Here is a 22,681-nt window from a genome sequence, read left to right as displayed (position 1 = left end):
TTGTAGAAGTATTCGGTGGAGCGGTAGTTCAGTCGGTTAGAATACCTGCCTGTCACGCAGGGGGTCGCGGGTTCGAGTCCCGTCCGTTCCGCCACTTATTTAAACTAAGCCTGCTACATTAGCAGGCTTAGTAGTAAGAAATTTAGGGGCGTAGCTCAGTTGGTAGAGCACCGGTCTCCAAAACCGGGTGTCGCGAGTTCGAGTCTCTCCGCCCCTGCCATATAAAGGATCCTTTGCTTCGGCGAAGGATTTTTTTTGCCTGCAATAAATCCCACTTTCTCCTCTCTAAGCCTTAATTGCGTCCCTGCAACCGGCTCAATTACTCCATCACACTGATTTTTAGCAGATCTTTGATTTGCACTTGCTTGTCACTGTTCTGAAGCCAGATGGCATAAAGCGGTCTCTGAAGCAGGGCTGAATCTGTCACCGTATACAAGCCCTGTTTATTACTTGCCCAGCATTGCGGCAACCAGGTGCAACCTTTGAGTGCTGCGAGCTGCTGGCATGCTATTTCTGCAGAACTGGTAGTCAGCACCGGCACATCATCAGTCGCAATCAGACCTGCCTCGTGCGGCTGGAAATCGGGACCCCATTCAAGGCGCAGATAATTCAGATCACTTTTGATAGCGGAGGGTTCAGCCGCATACAGCCCAAGGCTAAATTGCCCGAGGACCTGGCTACTGAATTCATCCATCTTCGGTGCTTCTGTGGTGATAAGCAGATCCAGTTGTCTCTCATGCAGCTGCTTAACCAGCGACTGCCGTTGCGCAATACGCGCCTCAAACTGTAAGTGGCCATAAGAGCGATACAATCGACTAAGCCATGGGCTGAGCATGCACTCCCATAGCGAGGCGCTGGCTCCGATAGAAAACTCATTATGCTTTGAGGTATGGGCAACCTCTTTGCGCGCGGCTTGCCAGGTGTTCATCAGCGTTTCTGCATAGGGCAGAAGTTTCTCTCCCGCTGGCGTTAAGCGTATGTTGTTGCGATGACGGGTAAAAAGGTTCACACCGAGCTGATTTTCAAGCTGTCGAATACGAAAGCTCACTGCCGATTGCGTCAGATAAAGCGCTTCTGCGGCGCGCCCAAAGTGGCGAGTTCTGCTCACTTCGAGGAAAGTTTTTAGCAATTCCGTATCCACGGCTTTCTCCGCAAAATTATTTGTCGTAATGATTTAAATGTTTTGTTGGACGCTCTGTCAAGCGTAACTAATACTCCGCGCCATAAATAGCTCGGCCAAAGATATAGGAGCGTGTAGGATGGCGGAAAGCTTTACGACGACTAATCGTTTTTTCGACAATAAAAATTATCCACGCGGATTTTCTCGCCACGGTGATTTCACCATCAAAGAAGCACAACTGCTTGAGCGCCACGGTTATGCCTTCAATGAACTGGATTTGGGGAAACGTGAACCCTCCACTGAAGACGAAAAATCTTTTGTTGCCGTCTGCCGTGGTGAACGTGAGCCGGTAACGGAAGCGGAGCGCGTATGGATCAAGTATATGGCGCGTATCAAGCGTCCAAAGCGTTTCCATACTCTGTCTGGTGGTAAGCCACAGATGGAAGGTGCAGAAGACTACACCGATTCAGACGATTAAAAAGAAGGGGCTACGGCCCCTTTTTTTATGTCAGCATCTTCTGCAGATGCAACAGCAGACGGTCAATAGCCCGATAGCTCAGGGCCTCCTGCAGGTGCCTGCGTTCAATCTTCTCACACTCTTCAAGATCGGCAATCGTACGCGCAACCTTTAATAACCGCTGCCAGGCGCGCACGGACAGGCCGAAGCGGGTCAGTGTCTCCTCCAGCCACAGCGCGTCGTCTGCGGTTAGCTGACAAAAGGTGCGGATCTCCGCGTTATCCAGATGTGCATTGCGTTTATTCTGTCGCGCCAGCTGTCTTTCCTGCGCAGCGATCACTCTGTTTCGTACGGTGAGGCTGGATTCTCCCGTTTTATGCGCCTGACTTAATAAGCCTGGCGGCGGGAGAGGGATCTCAAGCGATAAATCAAAACGATCGAGGAACGGGCCTGATAAGCGCCCAAGATAGCGAAGCGTCTGTTCGGGCGTGCAGCGATTATGATTGCCCTGGTAGTGCCCTGTCGGGCTGGGGTTCATGGCGGCGATAAGCTGGAAGCGCGCCGGGTAGCTGATCTTGGCGCGCGTACGGGAGATATTGATTTGCCCGGATTCGATGGGCTCGCGTAAAGCATCCAGCACGCGGCGTTCAAACTCGGGGAGCTCATCCAGAAAGAGGATGCCATTATGCGCCAGCGAGATTTCTCCCGGGCCGGGGATAGCGCCTCCGCCCACCATCGCCACCAGCGAGGCGCTATGATGCGGTGCGCGAAAGGGGCGCTGGCGCCACTGCTTATACATGGATGTGGCGCTAACCAGACTCACGATCGCAGCGCTCTCCAGCGCCTCATGGTTGCTGAGCGGCGGAAGCAGGGTATTAAGCCGGCTCGCGAGCATGGTCTTGCCGGTGCCGGGTGGACCAATAAGCAGCAGGTTATGCGCACCGGCAGCGGTGATCTCCAGCGCCCTTTTACCCTGTTCCTGACCGATGATATCGCTGATGTCACAATCGTTATGCTCTGCAACGAAAGGCTCACCAGCGGGCGCTGCCAGCTCATGACGCCCTTCCAGAAAGGCACAAACCTCCTGCAGATGTTCTGCCACCAGACAGCCTTTTTCTTCGATAAGGCTAACTTCGGCAGCATTATCTCTGGCAACTATAATTTCTCTACCAGCGCGTATAGCCGCCAGAGCACCAGATATCGCGCCAGGAACCCCTCTTAATGCTCCTGTAAGCGCCAGTTCCCCCACAAACTCATAGGCACTTATCCTCGAGGAGGAGAGTTGCTCAGAGGCGGCGAGAAGCGCAATGGCGATAGGTAAGTCGTATCTTCCCCCTTCCTTAGGGAGATCGGCAGGTGCCAGATTAATAGTGATCTTTTTGGCCGGAAAGGTGTAGCCGCTATTGATGATTGCGCTGCGTACCCGGTCTCTGGCTTCCTTGACGGTGGTTTCGGGCAAGCCGACCAGCGTTAAGCCAGGCAGGCCATTACTGAGATGAACTTCAACGGAAATAAGCGGCGCTTTTACGCCTAACGCAGCGCGGGTATAGACAACCGACAATGACATATATGGCCTCCTTGATGAGTCACTATGTCATTTGTGTATCGCAATTTTTATCGGCAAATCGTGTTTTTACGCGGCATGTTCCTGAAAACTTACCTCAGATTGCAATATTTTCATTGTCATGGAATTCGGCTCGCAAAAGGTGATAAGGATGCCTTCTGACCGTTGCTGCGCATGAAAAAAATGAAAATAATTCATTTTCTATTTTTATCATAAAAAACAATGATTTTTATCTAAACTATTAGCCTCATAATAAAATCATTTATAAAAAAATGTTGTGTTTCATTCAGTATCTGTGATAACTCTTTAGGTATTCCTTCGAACAAGATGCAAAAAGAACAGCAAATGACAGCCCTTCTACTAGTGATTAGCCTGGTCGTGATTAGCGTGGTGGTGATTATTATCCCACCTTGCGGGGCTGCACTTGGACGAGGAAAGGCTTAATAATCAAGCCTTAACGAACTAAGACCCCCGCACCGAAAGGTCCGGGGGTTTTTTTATGACCTTAAAACATAAGCGAGGAGCAGACGATGAGTAGTAGCATAAAATTCTGTTTCTCCCGATTTACGACGGGGAACTAACTATGAATGGCGCACAGTGGGTAGTACATGCGTTGCGAGCGCAGGGAGTCGAGACAGTATTCGGTTACCCGGGTGGCGCAATTATGCCGATTTACGATGCTCTGTATGACGGCGGCGTGGAACATCTGTTGTGCCGACACGAGCAGGGTGCGGCGATGGCGGCCATTGGCTATGCGCGTGCTACGGGTAAAACGGGCGTCTGTATGGCGACCTCTGGCCCGGGCGCAACCAACCTGATCACCGGTCTGGCTGATGCACTGCTTGATTCTGTTCCCGTTGTAGCCATCACCGGTCAGGTGGCTTCTCCCTTCATCGGCACCGATGCTTTTCAGGAAGTGGACGTTCTCGGTTTGTCACTGGCGTGTACTAAACACAGCTTCCTCGTCCAGTCGCTGGAAGAGTTGCCCCGCGTAATGGCAGAGGCATTTGAGGTGGCAAACTCAGGCCGTCCTGGCCCGGTTCTGATTGATATTCCAAAAGATATTCAGGTGGCGCTGGGTGAACTGGAGCCTCACTTCTCCACCGTTGAAGACGCAGATGACTTCCCACATGCCGAAGTACAAGAGGCATATCAGATGCTGGCCCATGCGCAAAAGCCCATTCTGTATGTTGGCGGCGGCGTGGGGATGGCGCAGGCCGTTCCAGCCCTGCGTGAATTTATCGCGACAACCCAGATGCCAGCGACCTGCACTTTGAAAGGGCTGGGCGCAGTGGATGCCGACTACCCGTACTATCTGGGCATGCTGGGAATGCACGGTACCAAAGCCGCCAACCTCGCGGTGCAGGAGTGCGATCTGTTGATCGCTGTGGGCGCACGTTTCGACGATCGCGTCACCGGTAAGCTGAATACCTTCGCGCCGAATGCCAAAGTTATCCATATGGATATCGATCCGGCAGAAATGAACAAACTCCGCCAGGCGCACGTGGCTTTGCAGGGCGATCTCAATGCGCTGCTGCCTGCGTTAAAGCAGCCATTAACTATCGACGCCTGGCGCCAGCATGCGGCAGAGATGCGCCGCGAACATGCCTGGCGCTACGACCATCCGGGCGACGCCATCTATGCGCCGTTGCTGCTGAAGCAGCTGTCAGACCGTAAACCTGCTGACAGCGTAGTGACCACCGATGTGGGCCAACACCAGATGTGGTCAGCCCAGCATATGACCTACACGCGCCCGGAAAACTTTATCACTTCCAGTGGCTTAGGCACGATGGGCTTTGGTCTGCCTGCCGCCGTTGGAGCACAGGTAGCGCGCCCGGACGATACGGTCATCTGTATCTCCGGTGACGGCTCTTTCATGATGAACGTGCAGGAGCTCGGCACCATCAAGCGTAAGCAGTTGCCGGTGAAGATCGTGCTGCTGGACAACCAACGTTTGGGCATGGTTCGCCAGTGGCAACAGCTCTTTTTCCAGGAGCGTTACAGCGAAACCACCCTGACCGATAACCCCGATTTCCTCGTTCTGGCCAGCGCCTTCGGCATTCCTGGCCAGCACATCACCCGTAAAGACCAGGTTGAAGCGGCACTTGATGAAATGCTGTCAAGCAAGGGGCCTTACCTGCTTCATGTCTCAATCGACGAGCTTGAGAATGTCTGGCCGTTGGTGCCGCCCGGCGCCAGTAACTCACAAATGCTGGAGAAATTATCATGATGCAACATCAGGTCGCCGTGCAGGCTCGCTTCAACCCGGAAACGTTAGAACGTGTATTGCGCGTGGTGCGCCATCGTGGGTTCCAGATCTGTTCAATGAACATGGAAACCGCCACCGATGCACAGAACATAAATATTGAATTGACCGTTGCCAGCCAGCGCCCCGTCGACTTACTGTTTAGCCAGTTGAGCAAACTTGTCGACGTCGCCCGGGTTGATATCCAGCAGCGCGCCGCTTCATCACAAACACAACAAATCCGCGCCTGAGCGCAAAGGAAGAAAAATGACGACGAAAAAAGCTGACTTCATTTGGTCCAATGGTGAGATGATTCGCTGGGAGGACGCTAAAGTCCACGTGATGTCCCACGCGCTTCACTACGGTACTTCTGTCTTTGAAGGTATCCGTTGCTACGACTCACACAAAGGCCCGGTGGTGTTCCGTCATCGTGAACACATGCAGCGTCTGCGTGATTCAGCCAAAATTTATCGTTTCCCGGTTTCTCAGAGCGTCGACGAGCTGATGGAAGCCTGTCGCGCGGTACTGCGCAAAAACAACCTGACCAGCGCCTATATTCGCCCGCTGGTGTTCGTGGGTGATGTGGGCATGGGCGTGAACCCGCCAGCCGGTTACACCACCGATGTGATCATCGCCGCGTTCCCGTGGGGGGCATACCTGGGCGCAGAAGCGCTGGAGCAGGGGATCGACGCAATGGTCTCCTCCTGGAACCGTGTGGCGCCAAACACCATCCCAACCGCAGCCAAAGCGGGCGGTAACTACCTTTCCTCCCTGCTGGTTGGCAGCGAAGCACGTCGCCACGGCTATCAGGAAGGTATCGCCCTGGATGTAAACGGCTATATCTCTGAAGGTGCAGGTGAAAACCTGTTCGAAGTGAAAGACGGCATCCTGTTTACCCCACCGTTCACCTCTTCCGCCCTGCCGGGTATCACCCGTGACGCCATCATCAAGCTGGCGCAGGATCTGGGCATTGAAGTTCGTGAGCAGGTGCTGTCACGTGAATCTCTGTATCTGGCCGATGAAGTGTTCATGTCCGGCACGGCAGCTGAGATCACCCCGGTACGCAGCGTTGACGGTATCCAGGTAGGCGAAGGCCGCCGTGGTCCGGTCACCAAACGTATCCAGGAAGCTTTCTTTGGCCTCTTTACCGGTGAAACCGAAGATAAATGGGGTTGGTTGGATCAGGTTAATCCATAAGCATAAATATGGGACGGCACGCACCGTCCCATTTACCAGATAGACGGGAGTAAATAACGCATGCCTAAGTACCGTTCCGCCACCACCACTCACGGCCGTAATATGGCGGGTGCCCGCGCATTGTGGCGCGCCACCGGAATGACCGACGCCGATTTCGGGAAACCGATTATTGCCGTGGTCAACTCTTTTACCCAGTTTGTGCCGGGCCACGTGCACCTGCGCGATCTCGGGAAGCTGGTTGCCGAGCAGATTGAAGCCTCCGGCGGCGTGGCGAAAGAGTTCAACACCATCGCCGTGGATGACGGGATCGCGATGGGGCACGGGGGCATGCTTTATTCACTGCCGTCGCGCGAGCTGATTGCCGACTCGGTGGAATACATGGTCAACGCCCACTGCGCCGATGCCATGGTCTGTATCTCCAACTGCGACAAAATCACCCCGGGGATGCTGATGGCCTCCCTGCGCCTGAACATTCCGGTGATCTTCGTTTCCGGCGGCCCAATGGAAGCAGGTAAAACCAAGCTCTCCGACAAAATCATCAAGCTCGACCTGGTCGATGCGATGATTCAGGGCGCTGACCCGAAAGTTTCCGACGAGCAGAGCGATCAGGTTGAGCGTTCAGCCTGCCCGACCTGCGGCTCCTGTTCCGGTATGTTCACCGCCAACTCGATGAACTGCCTGACCGAAGCGCTGGGCCTGTCTCAGCCGGGCAACGGCTCGCTGCTGGCGACCCACGCCGATCGTAAACAGCTGTTCCTCAACGCCGGTAAACGCATCGTTGAGCTGACCAAGCGCTACTACGAGCAGGACGATGCCAGCGCACTGCCGCGCAATATTGCCAGCAAAGCGGCATTTGAGAACGCCATGACCCTGGATATCGCCATGGGCGGTTCCACTAACACCGTTCTGCACCTGCTGGCTGCTGCGCAAGAAGCAGAGATCGATTTCACCATGAGTGATATCGACAAGCTCTCCCGCAAAGTGCCGCAGCTGTGTAAGGTTGCGCCAAGCACGCAGAAATACCACATGGAAGATGTTCACCGCGCCGGTGGCGTGCTGGGGATCCTCGGCGAGCTGGACCGCGCCGGGCTAATGAACCGTGACGTGAAAAACGTGCTGGGCCTGACGCTGCCGCAGTCGCTGGATCAGTACGACGTGATGCTGACCAAAGACGAAGCCGTCAAAAAAATGTTCCGCGCGGTCCTGCCGGTATCCGTACCACCCAGGCGTTCTCGCAGGATTGTCGCTGGGACACCCTGGATGACGATCGCGCTGAAGGCTGTATCCGCTCGCTGGAAAATGCCTACAGCAAAGATGGCGGCCTGGCGGTTCTGTATGGCAACTTCGCGGAAAACGGCTGTATCGTTAAAACCGCAGGCGTGGATGACAGCATCCTGAAATTTACCGGCCCGGCAAAAGTTTATGAGAGCCAGGACGACGCGGTAGAAGCGATCCTCGGCGGCAAAGTGGTTGAGGGCGACGTCGTGGTGATCCGCTACGAAGGGCCGAAAGGCGGGCCGGGCATGCAGGAGATGCTCTACCCGACAACCTTCCTGAAATCGATGGGTCTGGGCAAAGCCTGCGCGCTGATCACCGACGGTCGTTTCTCAGGCGGCACATCCGGTCTCTCTATCGGCCACGTTTCGCCGGAAGCGGCAAGCGGCGGCAACATTGCCATCATCGAAGACGGCGACCTGATCGAAATCGACATTCCGAATCGCGGTATTCAGCTGAAGCTGAGCGACCAGGACATTGCAGCCCGCCGCGAAGCACAGGAAGCGCGTGGGGATAAAGCCTGGACGCCGAAAGATCGTCAGCGTGAAGTCTCCTTCGCCCTGCGCGCTTACGCTACCCTCGCCACCAGTGCAGACAAAGGCGCAGTGCGCGATAAATCTAAACTTGGGGGCTAATGATGGCCGAATCCCAACCCTTATCCGCCGCCCCCGAGGGGGCGGAATATCTCAGGGCGGTGCTACGTGCGCCGGTCTATGAGGCGGTGCAGGTAACGCCGCTGCAAAAATGGACAAGCTCTCCTCGCGCCTGGATAACGTCATCCTGGTCAAACGTGAAGATCGTCAGCCGGTGCACAGCTTCAAGCTGCGCGGTGCCTACGCGATGATGGCTGGCTTAACCGACGAGCAAAAAGCGCGTGGCGTGATCACCGCGTCGGCGGGGAATCATGCTCAGGGCGTGGCGTTCTCGTCTGCGCGTCTGGGGTTGAAAGCGCTGATCGTGATGCCGGTGGCCACGGCGGATATCAAAGTCGATGCCGTGCGCGGTTTTGGCGGCGAAGTGCTGCTCCACGGCGCCAATTTTGACGAAGCCAAAGCCAAAGCGATTGAGCTGGCGCAGCAGCAGGGCTTTACCTGGGTGCCGCCGTTCGATCACCCGATGGTGATTGCGGGTCAGGGTACGCTGGCGCTGGAACTGCTGCAGCAGGATGCCCATCTTGACCGGGTGTTTGTCCCGGTCGGCGGCGGCGGCCTTGCGGCAGGCGTGGCGGTACTCATCAAGCAGCTGATGCCGCAAATCAAAGTGATTGCCGTTGAAGCGGAAGATTCTGCCTGCCTGAAGGCGGCGCTGGAGGCCGGACATCCGGTCGACCTGCCGCGCGTCGGACTGTTTGCCGAAGGGGTCGCGGTTAAACGCATCGGGGATGAAACCTTCCGCGTTTGCCAGGAGTATCTCGACGACATCATCACCGTCGACAGCGATGCGATCTGCGCGGCAATGAAAGATCTGTTCGAGGATGTGCGCGCGGTGGCAGAGCCGTCCGGCGCGCTGGCGCTGGCGGGAATGAAAAAATACATCGCTCAGCACAACATTCGCGGCGAGCGTCTGGCCCATGTGCTTTCTGGCGCTAACGTGAACTTCCACGGCCTGCGCTACGTCTCTGAGCGTTGCGAGCTGGGCGAGCAGCGTGAAGCGCTGCTGGCGGTGACCATCCCGGAAGAGAAGGGCAGCTTCCTCAAGTTCTGCCAGCTGCTGGGCGGCCGTTCGGTGACGGAGTTTAACTACCGTTTTGCCGATGCCAAAGATGCCTGCATTTTTGTAGGCGTACGCCTGAGCCGGGGTCTGGAAGAGCGTAAAGAGATCCTCAACCTGCTGCACGACGGCGGCTATAGCGTGGTGGATCTTTCCGACGATGAAATGGCGAAGCTGCACGTGCGTTACATGGTGGGCGGGCGTCCATCGAAACCGTTACGGGAGCGTCTGTTCAGCTTTGAGTTCCCGGAATCACCCGGCGCGCTGTTGAAGTTCCTGCATACCCTGGGCACGCACTGGAACATCTCCCTGTTCCACTACCGTAGCCACGGTACCGACTACGGTCGGGTGCTGGCGGCGTTCGAACTGGGCGAGCATGAACCAGATTTCGAAACCCGGCTGAACGAACTGGGCTATGAGTGTCACGATGAGACCCATAACCCGGCATTCAGGTTCTTCCTGGCGGGTTAATGGTTAGGCAAAATTTGCCAGAATGCTTCAATAAGCGGCTCCTGTAGCCGCTTTTTTGTGCGCACACGCCAAGCTCGAACGGCGTTTTCTCGTCGCTGCGTTCCAGAATCATCACGCGATTGCGAACCGGTTCCGGGCTGTTCTCCAGCACCACTTCCGGCAGCAGCGCCACGCCGCAGCCCAGGGCCACCATTGACACCATCGCCTCGTGGCCGCTGACCGTCGCGTAAATCGAAGGATTACTGATCTTCTGACGGCGAAACCACAGCTCAATGCGCCGACGCACCGGCCCCTGATCGGCCATGATAAACGGCACCGTCGACCAGTCGGGCTTCTCCACCGACACCTGATTACGCACCGGGCAGGGCAAGGCAGGTGCAATCAACACCACCGCCAGGTTTTCCAGCATCGAGAATGCCACCGCCCCTGGCAGCGTTTCCGGTTTGCCGGCAATCGCCAGATCCGCTTCACCCGTCACAACCTTTTCCATCGCATCGGCGGCATCGCCGGTGGTGAGTTTAATTTCGACCGAGGGATGTTCGGCGCGGAATCTGTCAAGGATCGGCGGCAGGTGGCTGTAGGCGGCGGTAACGGAACAGAAAATATGCAGCTCACCGGAAAGCGACGGCCCCTGCTGATCGATGGTGTGGCGCAGCTGCTGGTACTGCAACAGCGTCTGCTGGGCAAAGACGCGCAACTCTTCCCCGGCTTCGGTGAGCGTCACCGTGCGGTTATCACGTACAAACAGCGGCTGGCCGAGGTCCTCCTCCAGGCGCTGGATCTGGCGGGAAAGCGTGGAGGGGCTGACGTGCATTGCCCGCGCGCTGCGGCCAAAATGGCGGCTTTCCGCCAGATGCAGAAACATTTTGAGATCGCGTAAATCCACTGATTCCACTCCACCTTTTTACATTGCAAATATTGCAACGTGACGTTGTGAATATATCAATTTCCGCAATGAATTTCCTGTCATATAGTAAGTTCATTCTCGCATAAGCGAACCGAACAATAAGACGCACAACATCACGAGGTATCACCATGGCTAACTACTTCAACACACTGAACTTGCGCCAGCAGCTGGCGCAGCTGGGCAAATGCCGCTTCATGGCGCGCGATGAATTTGCCGATGGCGCAAGCTACCTTCAGGGTAAGAAAGTGGTCATTGTCGGCTGTGGCGCACAGGGCCTGAACCAGGGTCTGAACATGCGTGACTCCGGTCTGGATATCTCCTACGCCCTGCGTAAAGAAGCCATTGCTGAGAAGCGTGCTTCCTGGCGCAAAGCGACCGAAAACGGCTTCAAAGTAGGCACCTACGAAGAGCTGATCCCACAGGCGGATCTGGTTGTTAACCTGACGCCAGACAAGCAGCACTCTGACGTTGTGCGTTCCGTACAGCCGATGATGAAAGACGGTGCGGCGCTGGGTTACTCCCACGGCTTTAACATCGTTGAAGTGGGTGAGCAGATCCGTAAAGACATCACCGTTGTGATGGTGGCACCGAAGTGCCCAGGTACCGAAGTGCGTGAAGAGTACAAACGTGGTTTCGGCGTTCCAACCCTGATCGCGGTTCATCCGGAAAACGATCCGAAAGGCGAAGGCATGGCGATTGCCAAAGCATGGGCAGCGGCGACCGGCGGCCACCGTGCAGGCGTGCTGGAATCCTCCTTCGTTGCGGAAGTGAAATCTGACCTGATGGGCGAGCAGACTATCCTCTGCGGCATGCTGCAGGCCGGTTCCCTGCTGTGCTTCGACAAGCTGGTGGAAGAGGGTACCGACCCGGCATATGCTGAAAAACTGATTCAGTTCGGCTGGGAAACCATCACCGAAGCGCTGAAGCAGGGCGGCATCACCCTGATGATGGATCGCCTGTCTAACCCGGCGAAACTGCGTGCCTTCGCGCTGTCCGAGCAGCTGAAAACCATCATGGCACCGCTGTTCCAGAAACATATGGACGACATCATCTCCGGCGAGTTCTCTTCCGGCATGATGGCTGACTGGGCGAACGACGACAAAAACCTGCTGACCTGGCGTGAAGAGACCGGTAAAACCGCGTTCGAAACCGCCGCGCAGTTTGAAGGCAAAATCAGCGAGCAGGAGTACTTCGATAAAGGCGTTCTGATGATTGCGATGGTGAAAGCGGGCGTTGAGCTGGCGTTCGAAACCATGGTTGATTCCGGCATCATCGAAGAGTCTGCTTACTACGAATCACTGCACGAGCTGCCGCTGATCGCGAACACCATCGCCCGTAAGCGTCTGTATGAGATGAACGTGGTTATCTCCGATACCGCTGAGTACGGTAACTACCTGTTCTCTTATGCTTGCGTACCGCTGCTGAAAGAGTTCATGACCACCCTGCAGGCAGGCGATCTGGGCAAAGCCATCGCTGAAGGTGCGGTAGATAATGCCCAGCTGCGTGACGTGAACGAAGCGATTCGCAGCCACGAGATCGAGAAAGTGGGCCAGAAACTGCGTGGCTACATGACCGATATGAAACGTATTGCGGTTGCTGGCTAAATGCCAATGTCGGGTGGCGCTTCGCTTACCCGACCTACAAAATCGTATCAAGTAGGCCGGGTAAGGCGAAGCCGCCACCCGGCTTTTTATTTCCGGTACAGAACCTTGACGACGTGGTAACCGAACTGGGTGTGCAGTGGGCCGACAGGCTCCAGCTCAGGGCAGGAGAACACCAGTTTGTCGAACGCCGGAACCATCTGACCCTGGCGGAATTCACCTAAGTCACCGCCGCGTTTGCCTGACGGGCAAATAGAATGTTTTTTTGCCAGTTTGCCGAAGTCGGCGCCGTTTTTGAGCTGCTCCAGAAGATCCAGAGCCAGTTTCTCTTCTTTAACAAGAATATGCAGTGCTGCTGCTGTTTTTGCCATGATCGTGCCTTGAAGGGTTGAGTTAAATCGGGGCGCAATATACCACGCGTTAGCGGCGATACAGCACCTTAATGATGTGGTAGCCATACTTGGTTTTGACCGGGCCGCAGGGCTTCAGGAGCGGACAGCTAAAGACCGCTTCATCGAAAGGCCCTACCATCACACCCTGCTTAAATTCCCCTAAATCGCCGCCGTTACGCCCGGACGGGCATTTAGAATAGCGCTTTGCCAGATGATCAAAGCTGATGCCGCGCTCCAGTTTGGTGAGGATCTCCTGCGCCAGCTTCTCTTCTTTTACCAGAATGTGCAGGGCGGCTGCGGTCTTTTTCATGGTTTTGCTCTCGGGGTTAATCGCGTTTTCTTCACTTTATCATTAGCCGTTAAATCTGCGCCCGGCTTTCTGCTACAATCCCCACCCCGTTCGAAGATTGAGCAATATTCCCATGCGTTTAAACCCTGGACAACAACAAGCGGTCGAATTCGTTACTGGACCATGCCTGGTGCTGGCAGGGGCGGGTTCCGGTAAAACCCGCGTCATCACCAACAAAATCGCCCACCTGATCCGCGGCTGCGGCTATCAGGCCCGCCATATCGCCGCGGTGACCTTTACTAACAAAGCGGCGCGCGAGATGAAAGAGCGTGTCGGTCAGACGTTAGGGCGCAAAGAGGCGCGCGGCCTGATGATCTCCACCTTCCATACCCTGGGGCTGGATATCATTAAGCGTGAATACGCCGCGTTGGGGATGAAAGCTAACTTCTCGCTGTTTGACGATACCGATCAGGTGGCGCTGCTCAAGGAGCTGACCGAAGGGCTGATCGAAGACGACAAAGTGGTGCTGCAGCAGCTGATCTCCACGATCTCAAACTGGAAAAACGATCTGATGAACCCGGCCCAGGCCGCGGCAAGCGCCAAAGGGGAGCGGGATCGGATCTTTGCCCACTGCTACAGCCTGTATAACGATCATCTCAAAGCCTGTAACGTGCTCGACTTCGACGACCTGATCCTGCTGCCTACGCTGCTGCTGCAAAGTAATGTAGAGGTGCGCGAGCGCTGGCAGAACAAGATCCGCTATCTGCTGGTGGATGAATATCAGGATACCAACACCAGCCAGTACGAGCTGGTGAAATTGCTGGTGGGCCAGCGGGCGCGTTTTACCGTGGTGGGCGACGACGATCAGTCGATCTACTCCTGGCGCGGCGCACGTCCGCAAAACCTGGTCCTGCTCAGCAAAGACTTCCCGGCGCTGCAGGTAATTAAACTGGAGCAGAACTACCGTTCATCCGGGCGCATTCTGAAGGCGGCCAACATCCTGATTGCCAATAACCCGCATGTGTTTGAAAAACGCCTGTTCTCCGAACTCGGGTATGGCACGGAGCTGAAGGTGCTCAGCGCCAATAACGAAGATCACGAAGCCGAACGCGTCGCGGGTGAACTGATTGCTCACCACTTTGTGAATAAAACCAACTATAAAGACTACGCCATTCTCTATCGCGGGAATCACCAGTCGCGCGTCTTTGAAAAGATGCTGATGCAGAACCGCATCCCGTACAAAATTTCTGGCGGGACGTCGTTCTTCTCGCGTCCGGAAATCAAAGATCTGCTCGCCTACCTGCGGGTGCTGACCAATTCGGATGATGACAGCGCCTTTTTGCGGATCGTCAATACGCCGAAGCGTGAGATTGGCCCGGCGACGCTGCAAAAACTGGGCGAGTGGGCGATGACCCGCAACAAAAGCCTGCTTACGGCCAGTTTTGATATGGGCCTGAGCCATACGCTAACCGGGCGCGGCTATGAATCGCTGACCCGTTTTACCCACTGGCTGCGCGAGATCCAGCAGCTGAGCGAGCGGGAACCGATCAATGCGGTGCGGGATTTGATCCGCGGCATCGACTATGAATCCTGGCTGTATGAGACCTCCGCCAGCCCGAAAGCGGCCGAGATGCGTATGAAGAACGTCAACCAGCTCTTTACCTGGATGACCGAAATGCTGGAAGGTTCAGACATCGACGAGCCGATGACCCTGACCCAGGTCGTCACCCGCTTTACCCTGCGCGATATGATGGAACGCGGGGAAAGTGAAGAAGAGGCGGATCAGGTGCAGCTGATGACCCTGCATGCCTCGAAGGGGCTGGAGTTCCCGTACGTCTATCTGGTGGGGATGGAAGAGGGCTTACTGCCGCATCAGAGCAGCATCGACGAGGACAACGTCGATGAAGAGCGTCGTCTGGCCTACGTGGGCATTACGCGAGCGCAGAAAGAGCTGACCTTTACGCTGTGTAAGGAGCGGCGTCAGTATGGTGAGCTGGTACGGCCGGAGCCGAGCCGCTTCCTGCTGGAGCTACCTCAGGATGATGTGCTCTGGGAGCAGGAGCGCAAAGTGATTACCGCCGAAGAGCGGATGCACAAAGGGCAGGCCAGTATCGCCAATATTCGTGCGATGATGGAAAAGGCTAAAAATCGTTAGTCTGAAGGCCCGGTAAGCGTAGCGCTGCCGGGCAGAGTGGTGGTTAGTGGACTTCAAGCACCCAGTGGACGTAGCTCTGCCACTGACACTCCTGTACCAGTATTTCGGCACCCAGCGGGTGCGTATCCAGCCAGTTTTCCGGCAGGGTTAGCGTCAGCGTTTCACCTTCCGCCATCAGCGTGATGGCCGGCAGTAAATCATCCCGGCGACGGCTGGCAAACAGGATCGCCAGACGCAGCAGGCGGCACAGATGTTCCGCCACGCGTGGCGGTACCGCGTTTTGCTGGTGGAGCGAAGAGAGATCGACAGGGTTGGTCTGGTTTAACAGCAGCGTGGCCAGGAGTTTCTTTTGCGCAGGGGTAAAACCCGGCAAATCGAGATTGCGAACCAGATACGCCGCGTGCAGCGGTGCCTGCTTGAAATCGACGCTCAGGCCAATTTCATGCAGCTGACAGGCGCTAATCAGTAATTCGCGACAGATCGGCTCAATATGCCACTCATTTTCGACCATATCGAGGAAATGGTCGGCAAGACTGGCGACCCGGTGTGCCTGAGCGATATCAACCAGGAACCGACGCTGAATGTTGCGCAGGGTGTGGTCGCGAATATCCTGGTCGACCGCCAGATGCAGCATGCCATAGACAAGACCTTCACGCAGCGCGCCGCCCGCAAGCGTCATGCACTGAATGTTCAGCTCGGTGAAAATGGCAATCAGGATCGCCAGTCCGCTGGGGAATACCAGGGCGCGCTCAAGGGTGAGGCCTTCAATTTCCAGCTCTTCCAGGCGGCCACAGAGGATCGCGCGCTGTTTTAACTGCTGAAGTTTCGCCAGCGTGATGCGCTCATCCATCCCCTGCGCCATCATGATTTCCTGCAGCGCCTGAACGGTGCCGGAAGCACCTACGCAGACTTTCCAGCCGTGATAGCGCAGCTCATCCGCCACCGGACGCAGCACTTCGCGTGCGGCTTTTTCCGCCTCATCGAAGTTTTCCTGAGCCAGATTGCGATCGGTGAAGTAGCGTTCAAGCCAGGTGACGCAGCCCATGGATAAGCTGTTAAGGGATGTCGCCTGGGCGCCATTTCCGGTAACCAGTTCAGTGCTTGCGCCACCGATATCCACCACCAGACGACGCTCATCACCGCCCGTGGTATGCGCCACACCCTGATAAATCAGGCGGGCTTCTTCTTCACCGCTGATCACCTGTATCGGGCAACCGAGGATTTGCTGGGCGGTAGCAATAAACTCTCCGGCATTCACCGCCAGACGCAGGGTTGCGGTGGCGACAACGCGGATTTGCTGAGGTGGGATATCCTGCAGACGTTCGGCAAACAGGCGCAGGCATTGCCAGCCGCGCTCCATGGCCTCTGGCGAGAGCTGATTATCAGCACTCAGGCCCGCCGCGAGGCGGACCTTGCGCTTAATACGCGTCAGCGTTTGTACACTTCCCGCTACCTCGCGTACAACCAGCATATGAAAACTATTTGAACCTAAATCAATAGCTGCATAAAGCGAGGTAGACCGGAGCATATTATTTAGCCTGAACGACGACGATTACGCGGTGCGCTGTTACGGCGCGGGCCATTGCCGGAACGGGCGCGGGTCAGGCGCTTCGGCGGTGGAAGTTCGCTTAACAGCGCTTCCGGGTTGTACTTGCTCTGCGGAATTGAGTGCCCGATATAGGTCTCAATCGCTGGCAGGTTCAGCGCGTACTCTTCACAGGCCAGGCTGATGGAGTGACCGCTGGCGCCCGCACGACCGGTACGACCGATACGGTGAACGTAATCTTCGCAATCATCCGGCAGGTCATAGTTGAAGACATGCGTTACCGCCGGGATGTGCAGACCACGTGCGGCGACGTCCGTTGCAACCAGAATATCCAGATCGCCACGGGTGAACTCTTCAAGAATGCGCAGACGTTTTTTCTGTGCGACATCGCCGGTCAACAGACCAACGCGGTGTCCATCCGCAGCCAGGTGGCCCCAGATATCTTCGCAACGGTGTTTGGTGTTGGCGAAAACGATCGCGCGATCTGGCCACTCTTCTTCAATCAGCGTTTGCAGTAAACGCATTTTCTCTTCGTTAGAAGGGTAGAAGAGCTCTTCTTTAATACGGTGGCCGGTTTTCTGTTCCGGTTCCACTTCAACGTATTCGGCGTTGTTCATCTGTTCGAACGCCAGTTCACGGACGCGGTAGGACAGCGTTGCCGAGAACAGCATGTTCAGACGCTGGTTAGCGGCAGGCATGCGGCGGAACAGCCAGCGGATATCTTTGATAAAGCCCAGATCGTACATACGATCGGCTTCGTCCAGTACCACAACCTGGATAGCGCCAAGGTTAATGTGGTTCTGTTTCGCGTAATCGATAAGACGGCCAGTGGTGCCGATCAGGATATCGACGCCGCTCTCCAGCACTTTCAGCTGTTTGTCATAACCGTCGCCGCCGTAGGCCAGGCCGAGCTTCAGGCCAGTAGCCTGCGCCAGCGGTTCTGCGTCAGCATGGATCTGTACCGCCAGTTCTCGCGTCGGCGCCATAATCAGCGCGCGCGGTTGGTTAACTTTGCGGTCATCAATTGCCGGATGAGAAAGTAAATAATGAAACGTTGACGTCAGAAACGCCATCGTTTTGCCGGTACCGGTTTGCGCCTGCCCTGCAACATCGCGGCCCGCCAGCGTCAGCGGAAGGGCGAGAGCCTGAATGGGCGTGCAGTTATGAAACCCTTTATTTTCAAGGGCTTCGATGACTTTTGGGTGCAGGGCGAAGTCGGAAAACTTCTGTTCTGTTAAATGTGTTTTGCTCATAGTGTGGTAGAATATCAGCTATCTATTGCTTTACGAAAGCGTATCCGGTGAAATAAAGTCAACCTTTAGTTGGTTAATGCTACATCAACAGGTCGTTGATGAAAGCGAGATCAACGCACCAGGCTTATTCCTGTGGAGTTATATATGAGCGATAAAATTATTCACCTGACTGACGACAGTTTTGACACGGACGTACTTAAAGCTGACGGGCTGTTCCTCGTCGATTTCTGGGCTGAATGGTGTGGTCCTTGCAAAATGATCGCCCCGATTCTGGATGAGATCGCCGACGAATATCAGGGCAAACTGACCGTGGCTAAACTGAACATCGACCAGAACCCGGGCACCGCGCCAAAATATGGCATCCGCGGCATCCCGACTCTGCTGCTGTTTAAAAACGGTGAAGTGGCAGCGACCAAAGTGGGCGCACTGTCCAAAGGTCAGCTGAAAGAGTTCCTGGACGCCAACCTGGCGTAAGGTTCTCGTCTGTGCGTCCAGGGTTTCTAAATTGTTTGGATCTCTGGACGCCCGACTAGAGTCGTGCTAAGTTACCTATGACTTCGTTTTAAACATACCTTGTTGTTTGAATCTTGTTTTACCCGATACTTCCCGTTGTTTCCTTTTAAACAGTGCGTGAAGTGGATAGATTCCGGGCTTGTCACTCAATCCGTCTTGTCGTTTCAGTTCTGTGCTTTCCCTGTGACCAGACAGCGAACAGACATGAGTTGATGGCCGTTAACAGGCATGGATGATCCTGCCATACCATTCACAAATTAAGTTCGAGTATCACCCCGAGTTTAAGAACCCACACCATTATGAATCTTACCGAATTAAAGAATACGCCGGTTTCTGAGCTGATCACTCTCGGCGAAAATATGGGACTGGAAAACCAGGCCCGTATGCGCAAGCAGGACATCATTTTTGCCATCCTGAAGCAGCACGCAAAGAGTGGCGAAGATATCTTTGGCGACGGTGTGCTGGAGATATTGCAGGACGGATTTGGTTTCCTCCGCTCTGCAGACAGCTCCTACCTCGCCGGTCCTGATGATATCTACGTTTCCCCCAGCCAAATCCGCCGTTTCAACCTCCGCACTGGTGACACCATTTCAGGTAAGATTCGTCCTCCTAAAGAGGGTGAACGCTACTTTGCGCTGTTGAAAGTTAACGAAGTTAACTACGACAAACCCGAAAACTCGCGCAATAAGATCCTGTTTGAAAACTTAACGCCGCTGCACGCGAACTCTCGCCTGCGCATGGAGCGTGGTAACGGTTCTACTGAAGACTTAACCGCTCGCGTTCTGGATCTGGCATCTCCAATTGGTCGTGGTCAGCGTGGTCTGATTGTTGCGCCGCCAAAAGCAGGTAAAACCATGCTGCTGCAGAACATCGCGCAGAGCATCGCTTACAACCACCCAGACTGCGTGCTGATGGTACTGCTGATTGACGAACGTCCGGAAGAAGTTACCGAGATGCAGCGTCTGGTGAAAGGTGAAGTGGTTGCGTCTACCTTTGACGAACCGGCTTCCCGCCACGTTCAGGTTGCTGAAATGGTTATCGAGAAGGCGAAGCGTCTGGTTGAGCACAAAAAAGACGTTATTATCCTGCTCGACTCCATTACCCGTCTGGCGCGTGCCTACAACACCGTGGTCCCGGCTTCCGGTAAAGTACTGACCGGTGGTGTGGATGCCAACGCCCTGCATCGTCCGAAGCGTTTCTTCGGTGCTGCGCGTAACGTGGAAGAGGGCGGTAGCCTGACCATCATCGCAACTGCGCTGATCGACACCGGTTCGAAGATGGATGAAGTTATTTACGAAGAGTTTAAAGGTACAGGCAACATGGAACTGCACCTCTCCCGTAAAATCGCTGAAAAACGCGTCTTCCCGGCTATCGATTACAACCGTTCCGGTACCCGTAAAGAAGAGCTGCTCACCACTCAGGAAGAGCTGCAGAAAATGTGGATCCTGCGCAAAATTATCCATCCAATGGGTGAAATCGACGCTATGGAGTTCCTCATTAACAAGCTGGCGATGACCAAAACTAACGATGATTTCTTCGATATGATGAAACGCTCGTAAAGTAAATAAAGCGCCGAAACGCCACGTTTTTACGTGGCGTTTTTCTTTTATGACTTATACGCTGTAAACGTAAGCTGTCAAATTATACTGCCGGGGACGAAAATCGGAATGTTCGTCAAAGCAGAAAAGTAATTGTCTGAAAAATAAACAAAGGGACTTGGGTGAGGCCTGCTTTTTCCTTCTGGAGCTGAGCCTTCAAGGTTATACTTCCGGGATTAACATTTGTTGAGAGCATCCATTGTGAATCTACTCACTGCGGTGACTGAGCTAATCAGTATTTTTCTTTTCACCACCTGCTTTTTATTCCTCGCCCGTAAGGTGGCGAAGAGAGTAGGACTGGTGGATAAGCCCAATTATCGTAAACGCCATCAAGGCTTGATTCCGCTGGTTGGTGGGATCTCTGTTTACGCGGGTATCTGCTTCACCTTCAGCATTGCGGATTATTATATCCCTCATGCGGCCCTCTATCTGGCCTGTGCCGGTGTGCTGGTGCTGGTCGGGGCGCTGGACGACCGATACGACATCAGCGTCAAATTCCGTGCCGCGGTTCAGGCGGCTATTGGCGTCATTATGATGGTGGTGGGGAAGCTGTACCTCAGCAGCCTCGGCTACATCTTTGGCACCTGGGAGATGGTACTGGGGCCATTCGGCTACTTCCTGACGCTGTTTGCCGTGTGGGCGGCGATTAACGCCTTTAACATGGTGGACGGCATCGACGGCCTGCTCGGCGGACTCTCAAGCGTCTCGTTCGCGGCTATCGGTATCATCCTGTGGTTCGACGGCCAGTACAGCCTGTCGATGTGGTGTTTCGCGATGATCGCCGCCATTCTGCCTTATATCTGTCTTAACCTCGGTGTGCTGGGGCGTCGCTACAAGGTCTTTATGGGCGATGCCGGAAGTACGCTGATTGGTTTTACCGTTATCTGGATCCTGCTGGAAACCACCCAGGGTAATACCCATCCCATCAGTCCGGTGACGGCTCTGTGGATTATTGCCATTCCGCTGATGGATATGGTGGCGATTATGTACCGCCGTCTGCGCAAAGGGATGAGCCCGTTCTCCCCGGACCGCCAGCATATTCACCATCTTATTATGCGCGCGGGTTTCACCTCACGTCAGGCATTTGTCCTCATTACGCTGGCCGCTGCGCTGCTAGCCGGGATTGGCGTTGCCGCAGAATATGCGCATTTCATTCCTGAATGGGTAATGTTGGTATTATTCTTGCTTGCATTTTTCCTGTACGGCTACTGTATTAAACGTGCATGGAAAGTGGCGCGCTTTATCAAACGTGTAAAACGCCGTATGCGTAGAAAGGGTAATAACCCAACTTTAACTAAGTAAATCGGGACTGTAATGACTCAACCGTTGGCGGGAGCAAAATCAGTGGTAACTGAGAATGAGCTGGATGTTCGTGGCTTGTTCCGCGTGTTATGGGCGGGCAAGTTTTGGATTGCAGGTATTGCGCTGGGCTTTGCACTTATCGCCCTGGCTTATACCTTTTTCGCCAGACAAGAGTGGAGCGCGACGGCAATTACCGACCGTCCTACGGTGAACATGCTCGGAGGCTTCTACTCTCAGCAACAGTTTCTGCGTAACCTGGATGTAAAAGCAAATCCGGCCTCCGCTGACCAGCCTTCGGTGATGGATGAGTCCTACAAAGAGTTCGTTATGCAGCTCGCCTCCTGGGATACGCGCCGCGATTTCTGGAACCAGACCGACTATTTCAAACAGCGGATGGTCGGCAACAGCAAAGCGGATGCGGCCCTGCTGGATGAACTGATCAACAACATTCAGTTTATGGCGGGCGACCCGCTGCGTAACATCAACGATAGCGTCAAGCTGATCGCTGAAACCGCGCCGGATGCGAATAACCTGCTGCGTCAGTACGTTGCTTTCGCCAGCCAGCGTGCGGCAAGCCATCTTAATGATGAGCTGAAAGGTGCCTGGTCGGCGCGTACCGTACAGACGAAAGCCCAGGTCAAACGTCAGGAAGAGGTGGCGAAAGCTATCTTTAATCGTCGGGTGCATAACATCGAGCAGGCGCTGAAGATTGCCGAAAAGAGCAATATCTCCCGCAGCGAAACCGACGTGCCTGCCGATGAACTGCCAGATTCTGAAATGTTCCTGCTGGGCCGTCCTATGCTCCAGGCGCGCCTGGAAAATCTGCAGGCCGTAGGGCCAGATTTTGACCTCGATTACGATCAGAACCGCGCCATGCTCACGACCCTCAACGTCGGTCCGACACTGGACCCACGTTTTCAGACCTATCGTTATTTGCGTACACCTGAAGAACCTGTAAAACGCGATAGTCCACGTCGCGCATTCCTGATGATTATGTGGGGGATTGTGGGTGCTTTAATTGGCGCAGGCGTGGCATTAACCCGTCGTCGCAAAATTTAAGAACGCCATCTACGATGAAGGCTGCTG

General features: G+C 55.0%; 18 protein-coding genes, 2 tRNA genes and 3 pseudogenes. 16 read left to right on the top strand and 7 right to left on the bottom strand.

Features of this window, described 5'->3' with window-relative positions:
• The first annotated feature begins 17 nt into the window (after window positions 1-17).
• Together K5I40_RS23355 and K5I40_RS23350 are read left to right on the top strand one after the other, a co-directional pair.
• A tRNA-Asp gene (locus K5I40_RS23355) sits at window positions 18-94 on the top strand.
• 50 nt (window positions 95-144) lie between these two features.
• A tRNA-Trp gene (locus tag K5I40_RS23350) sits at window positions 145-220 on the top strand.
• A gap of 99 nt (window positions 221-319) precedes the next feature.
• On the opposite strand, the gene hdfR is transcribed toward K5I40_RS23350, so the two are convergent.
• Window positions 320-1,141 (bottom strand): HTH-type transcriptional regulator HdfR, encoded by an 822-nt coding sequence (gene hdfR / locus K5I40_RS23345; protein ID WP_039031247.1) that lies wholly within the window; start codon window positions 1,139-1,141, stop codon window positions 320-322.
• Between the two features lie 118 nt (window positions 1,142-1,259).
• On the opposite strand from hdfR, the gene K5I40_RS23340 reads away from it, so the two are divergent.
• On the top strand, window positions 1,260-1,598 hold the full coding sequence (locus K5I40_RS23340) for a DUF413 domain-containing protein (protein ID WP_039031246.1): 339 nt from the start codon (window positions 1,260-1,262) through the stop codon (window positions 1,596-1,598).
• Between the two features lie 25 nt (window positions 1,599-1,623).
• Here K5I40_RS23340 and K5I40_RS23335 read toward each other — a convergent pair whose 3' ends face one another.
• Window positions 1,624-3,144 (bottom strand): YifB family Mg chelatase-like AAA ATPase, encoded by a 1,521-nt coding sequence (locus K5I40_RS23335; RefSeq protein WP_138370988.1) that lies wholly within the window; start codon window positions 3,142-3,144, stop codon window positions 1,624-1,626.
• 342 nt (window positions 3,145-3,486) lie between these two features.
• Between K5I40_RS23335 and ilvL the strand changes: the two genes are divergently transcribed.
• From ilvL to ilvA, 7 genes and pseudogenes are all read left to right on the top strand, one after another.
• Window positions 3,487-3,585 carry an ilv operon leader peptide gene (gene ilvL / locus K5I40_RS23330; RefSeq protein WP_023620831.1) on the top strand — a complete coding sequence of 33 codons (99 nt, stop codon included), beginning with the start codon at window positions 3,487-3,489 and terminating at the stop codon, window positions 3,583-3,585.
• Window positions 3,586-3,671: 86 nt separating this feature from the next.
• Window positions 3,672-3,722: a peptide IlvX gene (gene ilvX, locus K5I40_RS24195; protein WP_205735748.1), complete on the top strand. Its 51-nt coding sequence runs from the start codon at window positions 3,672-3,674 to the stop codon at window positions 3,720-3,722.
• Window positions 3,723-3,724: 2 nt separating this feature from the next.
• The gene (gene ilvG / locus K5I40_RS23325) at window positions 3,725-5,371 is read left to right on the top strand and encodes an acetolactate synthase 2 catalytic subunit (RefSeq protein WP_223075740.1); all 1,647 of its coding nucleotides are present in this window, start codon (window positions 3,725-3,727) and stop codon (window positions 5,369-5,371) included.
• Entirely contained in the window at window positions 5,368-5,637 is a 270-nt protein-coding gene (gene ilvM, locus K5I40_RS23320; RefSeq protein ID WP_039031243.1) for an acetolactate synthase 2 small subunit, read from the top strand. Before ilvG ends, ilvM begins: the two co-directional genes overlap by 4 nt.
• A gap of 16 nt (window positions 5,638-5,653) precedes the next feature.
• Window positions 5,654-6,583: a branched-chain-amino-acid transaminase gene (gene ilvE, locus K5I40_RS23315; RefSeq protein ID WP_039031242.1), complete on the top strand. Its 930-nt coding sequence runs from the start codon at window positions 5,654-5,656 to the stop codon at window positions 6,581-6,583.
• A 60-nt stretch (window positions 6,584-6,643) separates the two neighbouring features.
• Window positions 6,644-8,493 (top strand): annotated as a pseudogene (ilvD, locus tag K5I40_RS23310) (dihydroxy-acid dehydratase).
• A gap of 2 nt (window positions 8,494-8,495) precedes the next feature.
• Window positions 8,496-10,039: pseudogene (gene ilvA, locus K5I40_RS23305) on the top strand (threonine ammonia-lyase, biosynthetic).
• Here the strand turns inward: ilvA and ilvY are convergent.
• Window positions 10,036-10,925 (bottom strand): annotated as a pseudogene (gene ilvY / locus K5I40_RS23300) (HTH-type transcriptional activator IlvY). The pseudogenes ilvA and ilvY sit on opposite strands and share 4 nt — an antisense overlap.
• 149 nt (window positions 10,926-11,074) lie before the next feature.
• Between ilvY and ilvC the strand changes: the two are divergent.
• On the top strand, window positions 11,075-12,550 hold the full coding sequence (gene ilvC / locus K5I40_RS23295) for a ketol-acid reductoisomerase (protein ID WP_039031238.1): 1,476 nt from the start codon (window positions 11,075-11,077) through the stop codon (window positions 12,548-12,550).
• Between the two features lie 86 nt (window positions 12,551-12,636).
• On the opposite strand, the gene ppiC (K5I40_RS23290) is transcribed toward ilvC, so the two are convergent.
• Together ppiC (K5I40_RS23290) and ppiC (K5I40_RS23285) are read right to left on the bottom strand one after the other, a co-directional pair.
• On the bottom strand, window positions 12,637-12,918 hold the full coding sequence (gene ppiC / locus K5I40_RS23290; RefSeq protein ID WP_039031237.1) for a peptidylprolyl isomerase PpiC: 282 nt from the start codon (window positions 12,916-12,918) through the stop codon (window positions 12,637-12,639).
• Window positions 12,919-12,967: 49 nt separating this feature from the next.
• Entirely contained in the window at window positions 12,968-13,249 is a 282-nt protein-coding gene (gene ppiC / locus K5I40_RS23285) for a peptidylprolyl isomerase PpiC (RefSeq protein ID WP_039031236.1), read from the bottom strand.
• A gap of 112 nt (window positions 13,250-13,361) precedes the next feature.
• Here ppiC (K5I40_RS23285) and rep point away from each other — a divergent pair, with 112 nt between their 5' ends.
• Window positions 13,362-15,383, top strand: a complete 2,022-nt coding sequence (gene rep, locus K5I40_RS23280; protein ID WP_138370986.1) for a DNA helicase Rep — start codon at window positions 13,362-13,364, stop codon at window positions 15,381-15,383.
• A 43-nt stretch (window positions 15,384-15,426) separates the two neighbouring features.
• Here the strand turns inward: rep and gppA are convergent, their stop codons facing one another.
• Together gppA and rhlB are read right to left on the bottom strand one after the other, a co-directional pair.
• A complete protein-coding gene (gene gppA, locus K5I40_RS23275; protein ID WP_223075744.1) occupies window positions 15,427-16,911 on the bottom strand; it encodes a guanosine-5'-triphosphate,3'-diphosphate diphosphatase in 1,485 nt (494 codons plus the stop codon).
• 5 nt (window positions 16,912-16,916) lie between these two features.
• On the bottom strand, window positions 16,917-18,182 hold the full coding sequence (gene rhlB, locus K5I40_RS23270) for an ATP-dependent RNA helicase RhlB (RefSeq protein WP_039031233.1): 1,266 nt from the start codon (window positions 18,180-18,182) through the stop codon (window positions 16,917-16,919).
• 144 nt (window positions 18,183-18,326) lie between these two features.
• Here rhlB and trxA point away from each other — a divergent pair, with 144 nt between their 5' ends.
• The 4 genes from trxA (at window position 18,327) to wzzE (ending at window position 22,654) form a co-directional block, all read left to right on the top strand.
• Window positions 18,327-18,656 (top strand): thioredoxin TrxA, encoded by a 330-nt coding sequence (trxA, locus tag K5I40_RS23265; protein WP_223075745.1) that lies wholly within the window; start codon window positions 18,327-18,329, stop codon window positions 18,654-18,656.
• 338 nt (window positions 18,657-18,994) lie between these two features.
• Window positions 18,995-20,254, top strand: coding sequence for a transcription termination factor Rho (gene rho / locus K5I40_RS23260; RefSeq protein ID WP_001054528.1), 1,260 nt, complete (start codon window positions 18,995-18,997; stop codon window positions 20,252-20,254).
• A gap of 240 nt (window positions 20,255-20,494) precedes the next feature.
• The gene (gene wecA, locus K5I40_RS23255; protein WP_223075746.1) at window positions 20,495-21,595 is read left to right on the top strand and encodes a UDP-N-acetylglucosamine--undecaprenyl-phosphate N-acetylglucosaminephosphotransferase; all 1,101 of its coding nucleotides are present in this window, start codon (window positions 20,495-20,497) and stop codon (window positions 21,593-21,595) included.
• Between the two features lie 12 nt (window positions 21,596-21,607).
• Complete coding sequence (wzzE, locus tag K5I40_RS23250; RefSeq protein WP_039031231.1) at window positions 21,608-22,654, top strand: ECA polysaccharide chain length modulation protein; 1,047 nt, start codon at window positions 21,608-21,610, stop codon at window positions 22,652-22,654.
• Window positions 22,655-22,681 lie beyond the last annotated feature (27 nt).

Origin of the sequence: Leclercia sp. LTM14 (genome assembly GCF_023736175.1) — a bacterium.
Lineage (GTDB): Bacteria > Pseudomonadota > Gammaproteobacteria > Enterobacterales > Enterobacteriaceae > Enterobacter > Enterobacter barmai.
The sequence above is the reverse complement of the archived record's forward strand: the minus strand, read 5'-3'. Positions and strand labels throughout refer to the sequence as shown.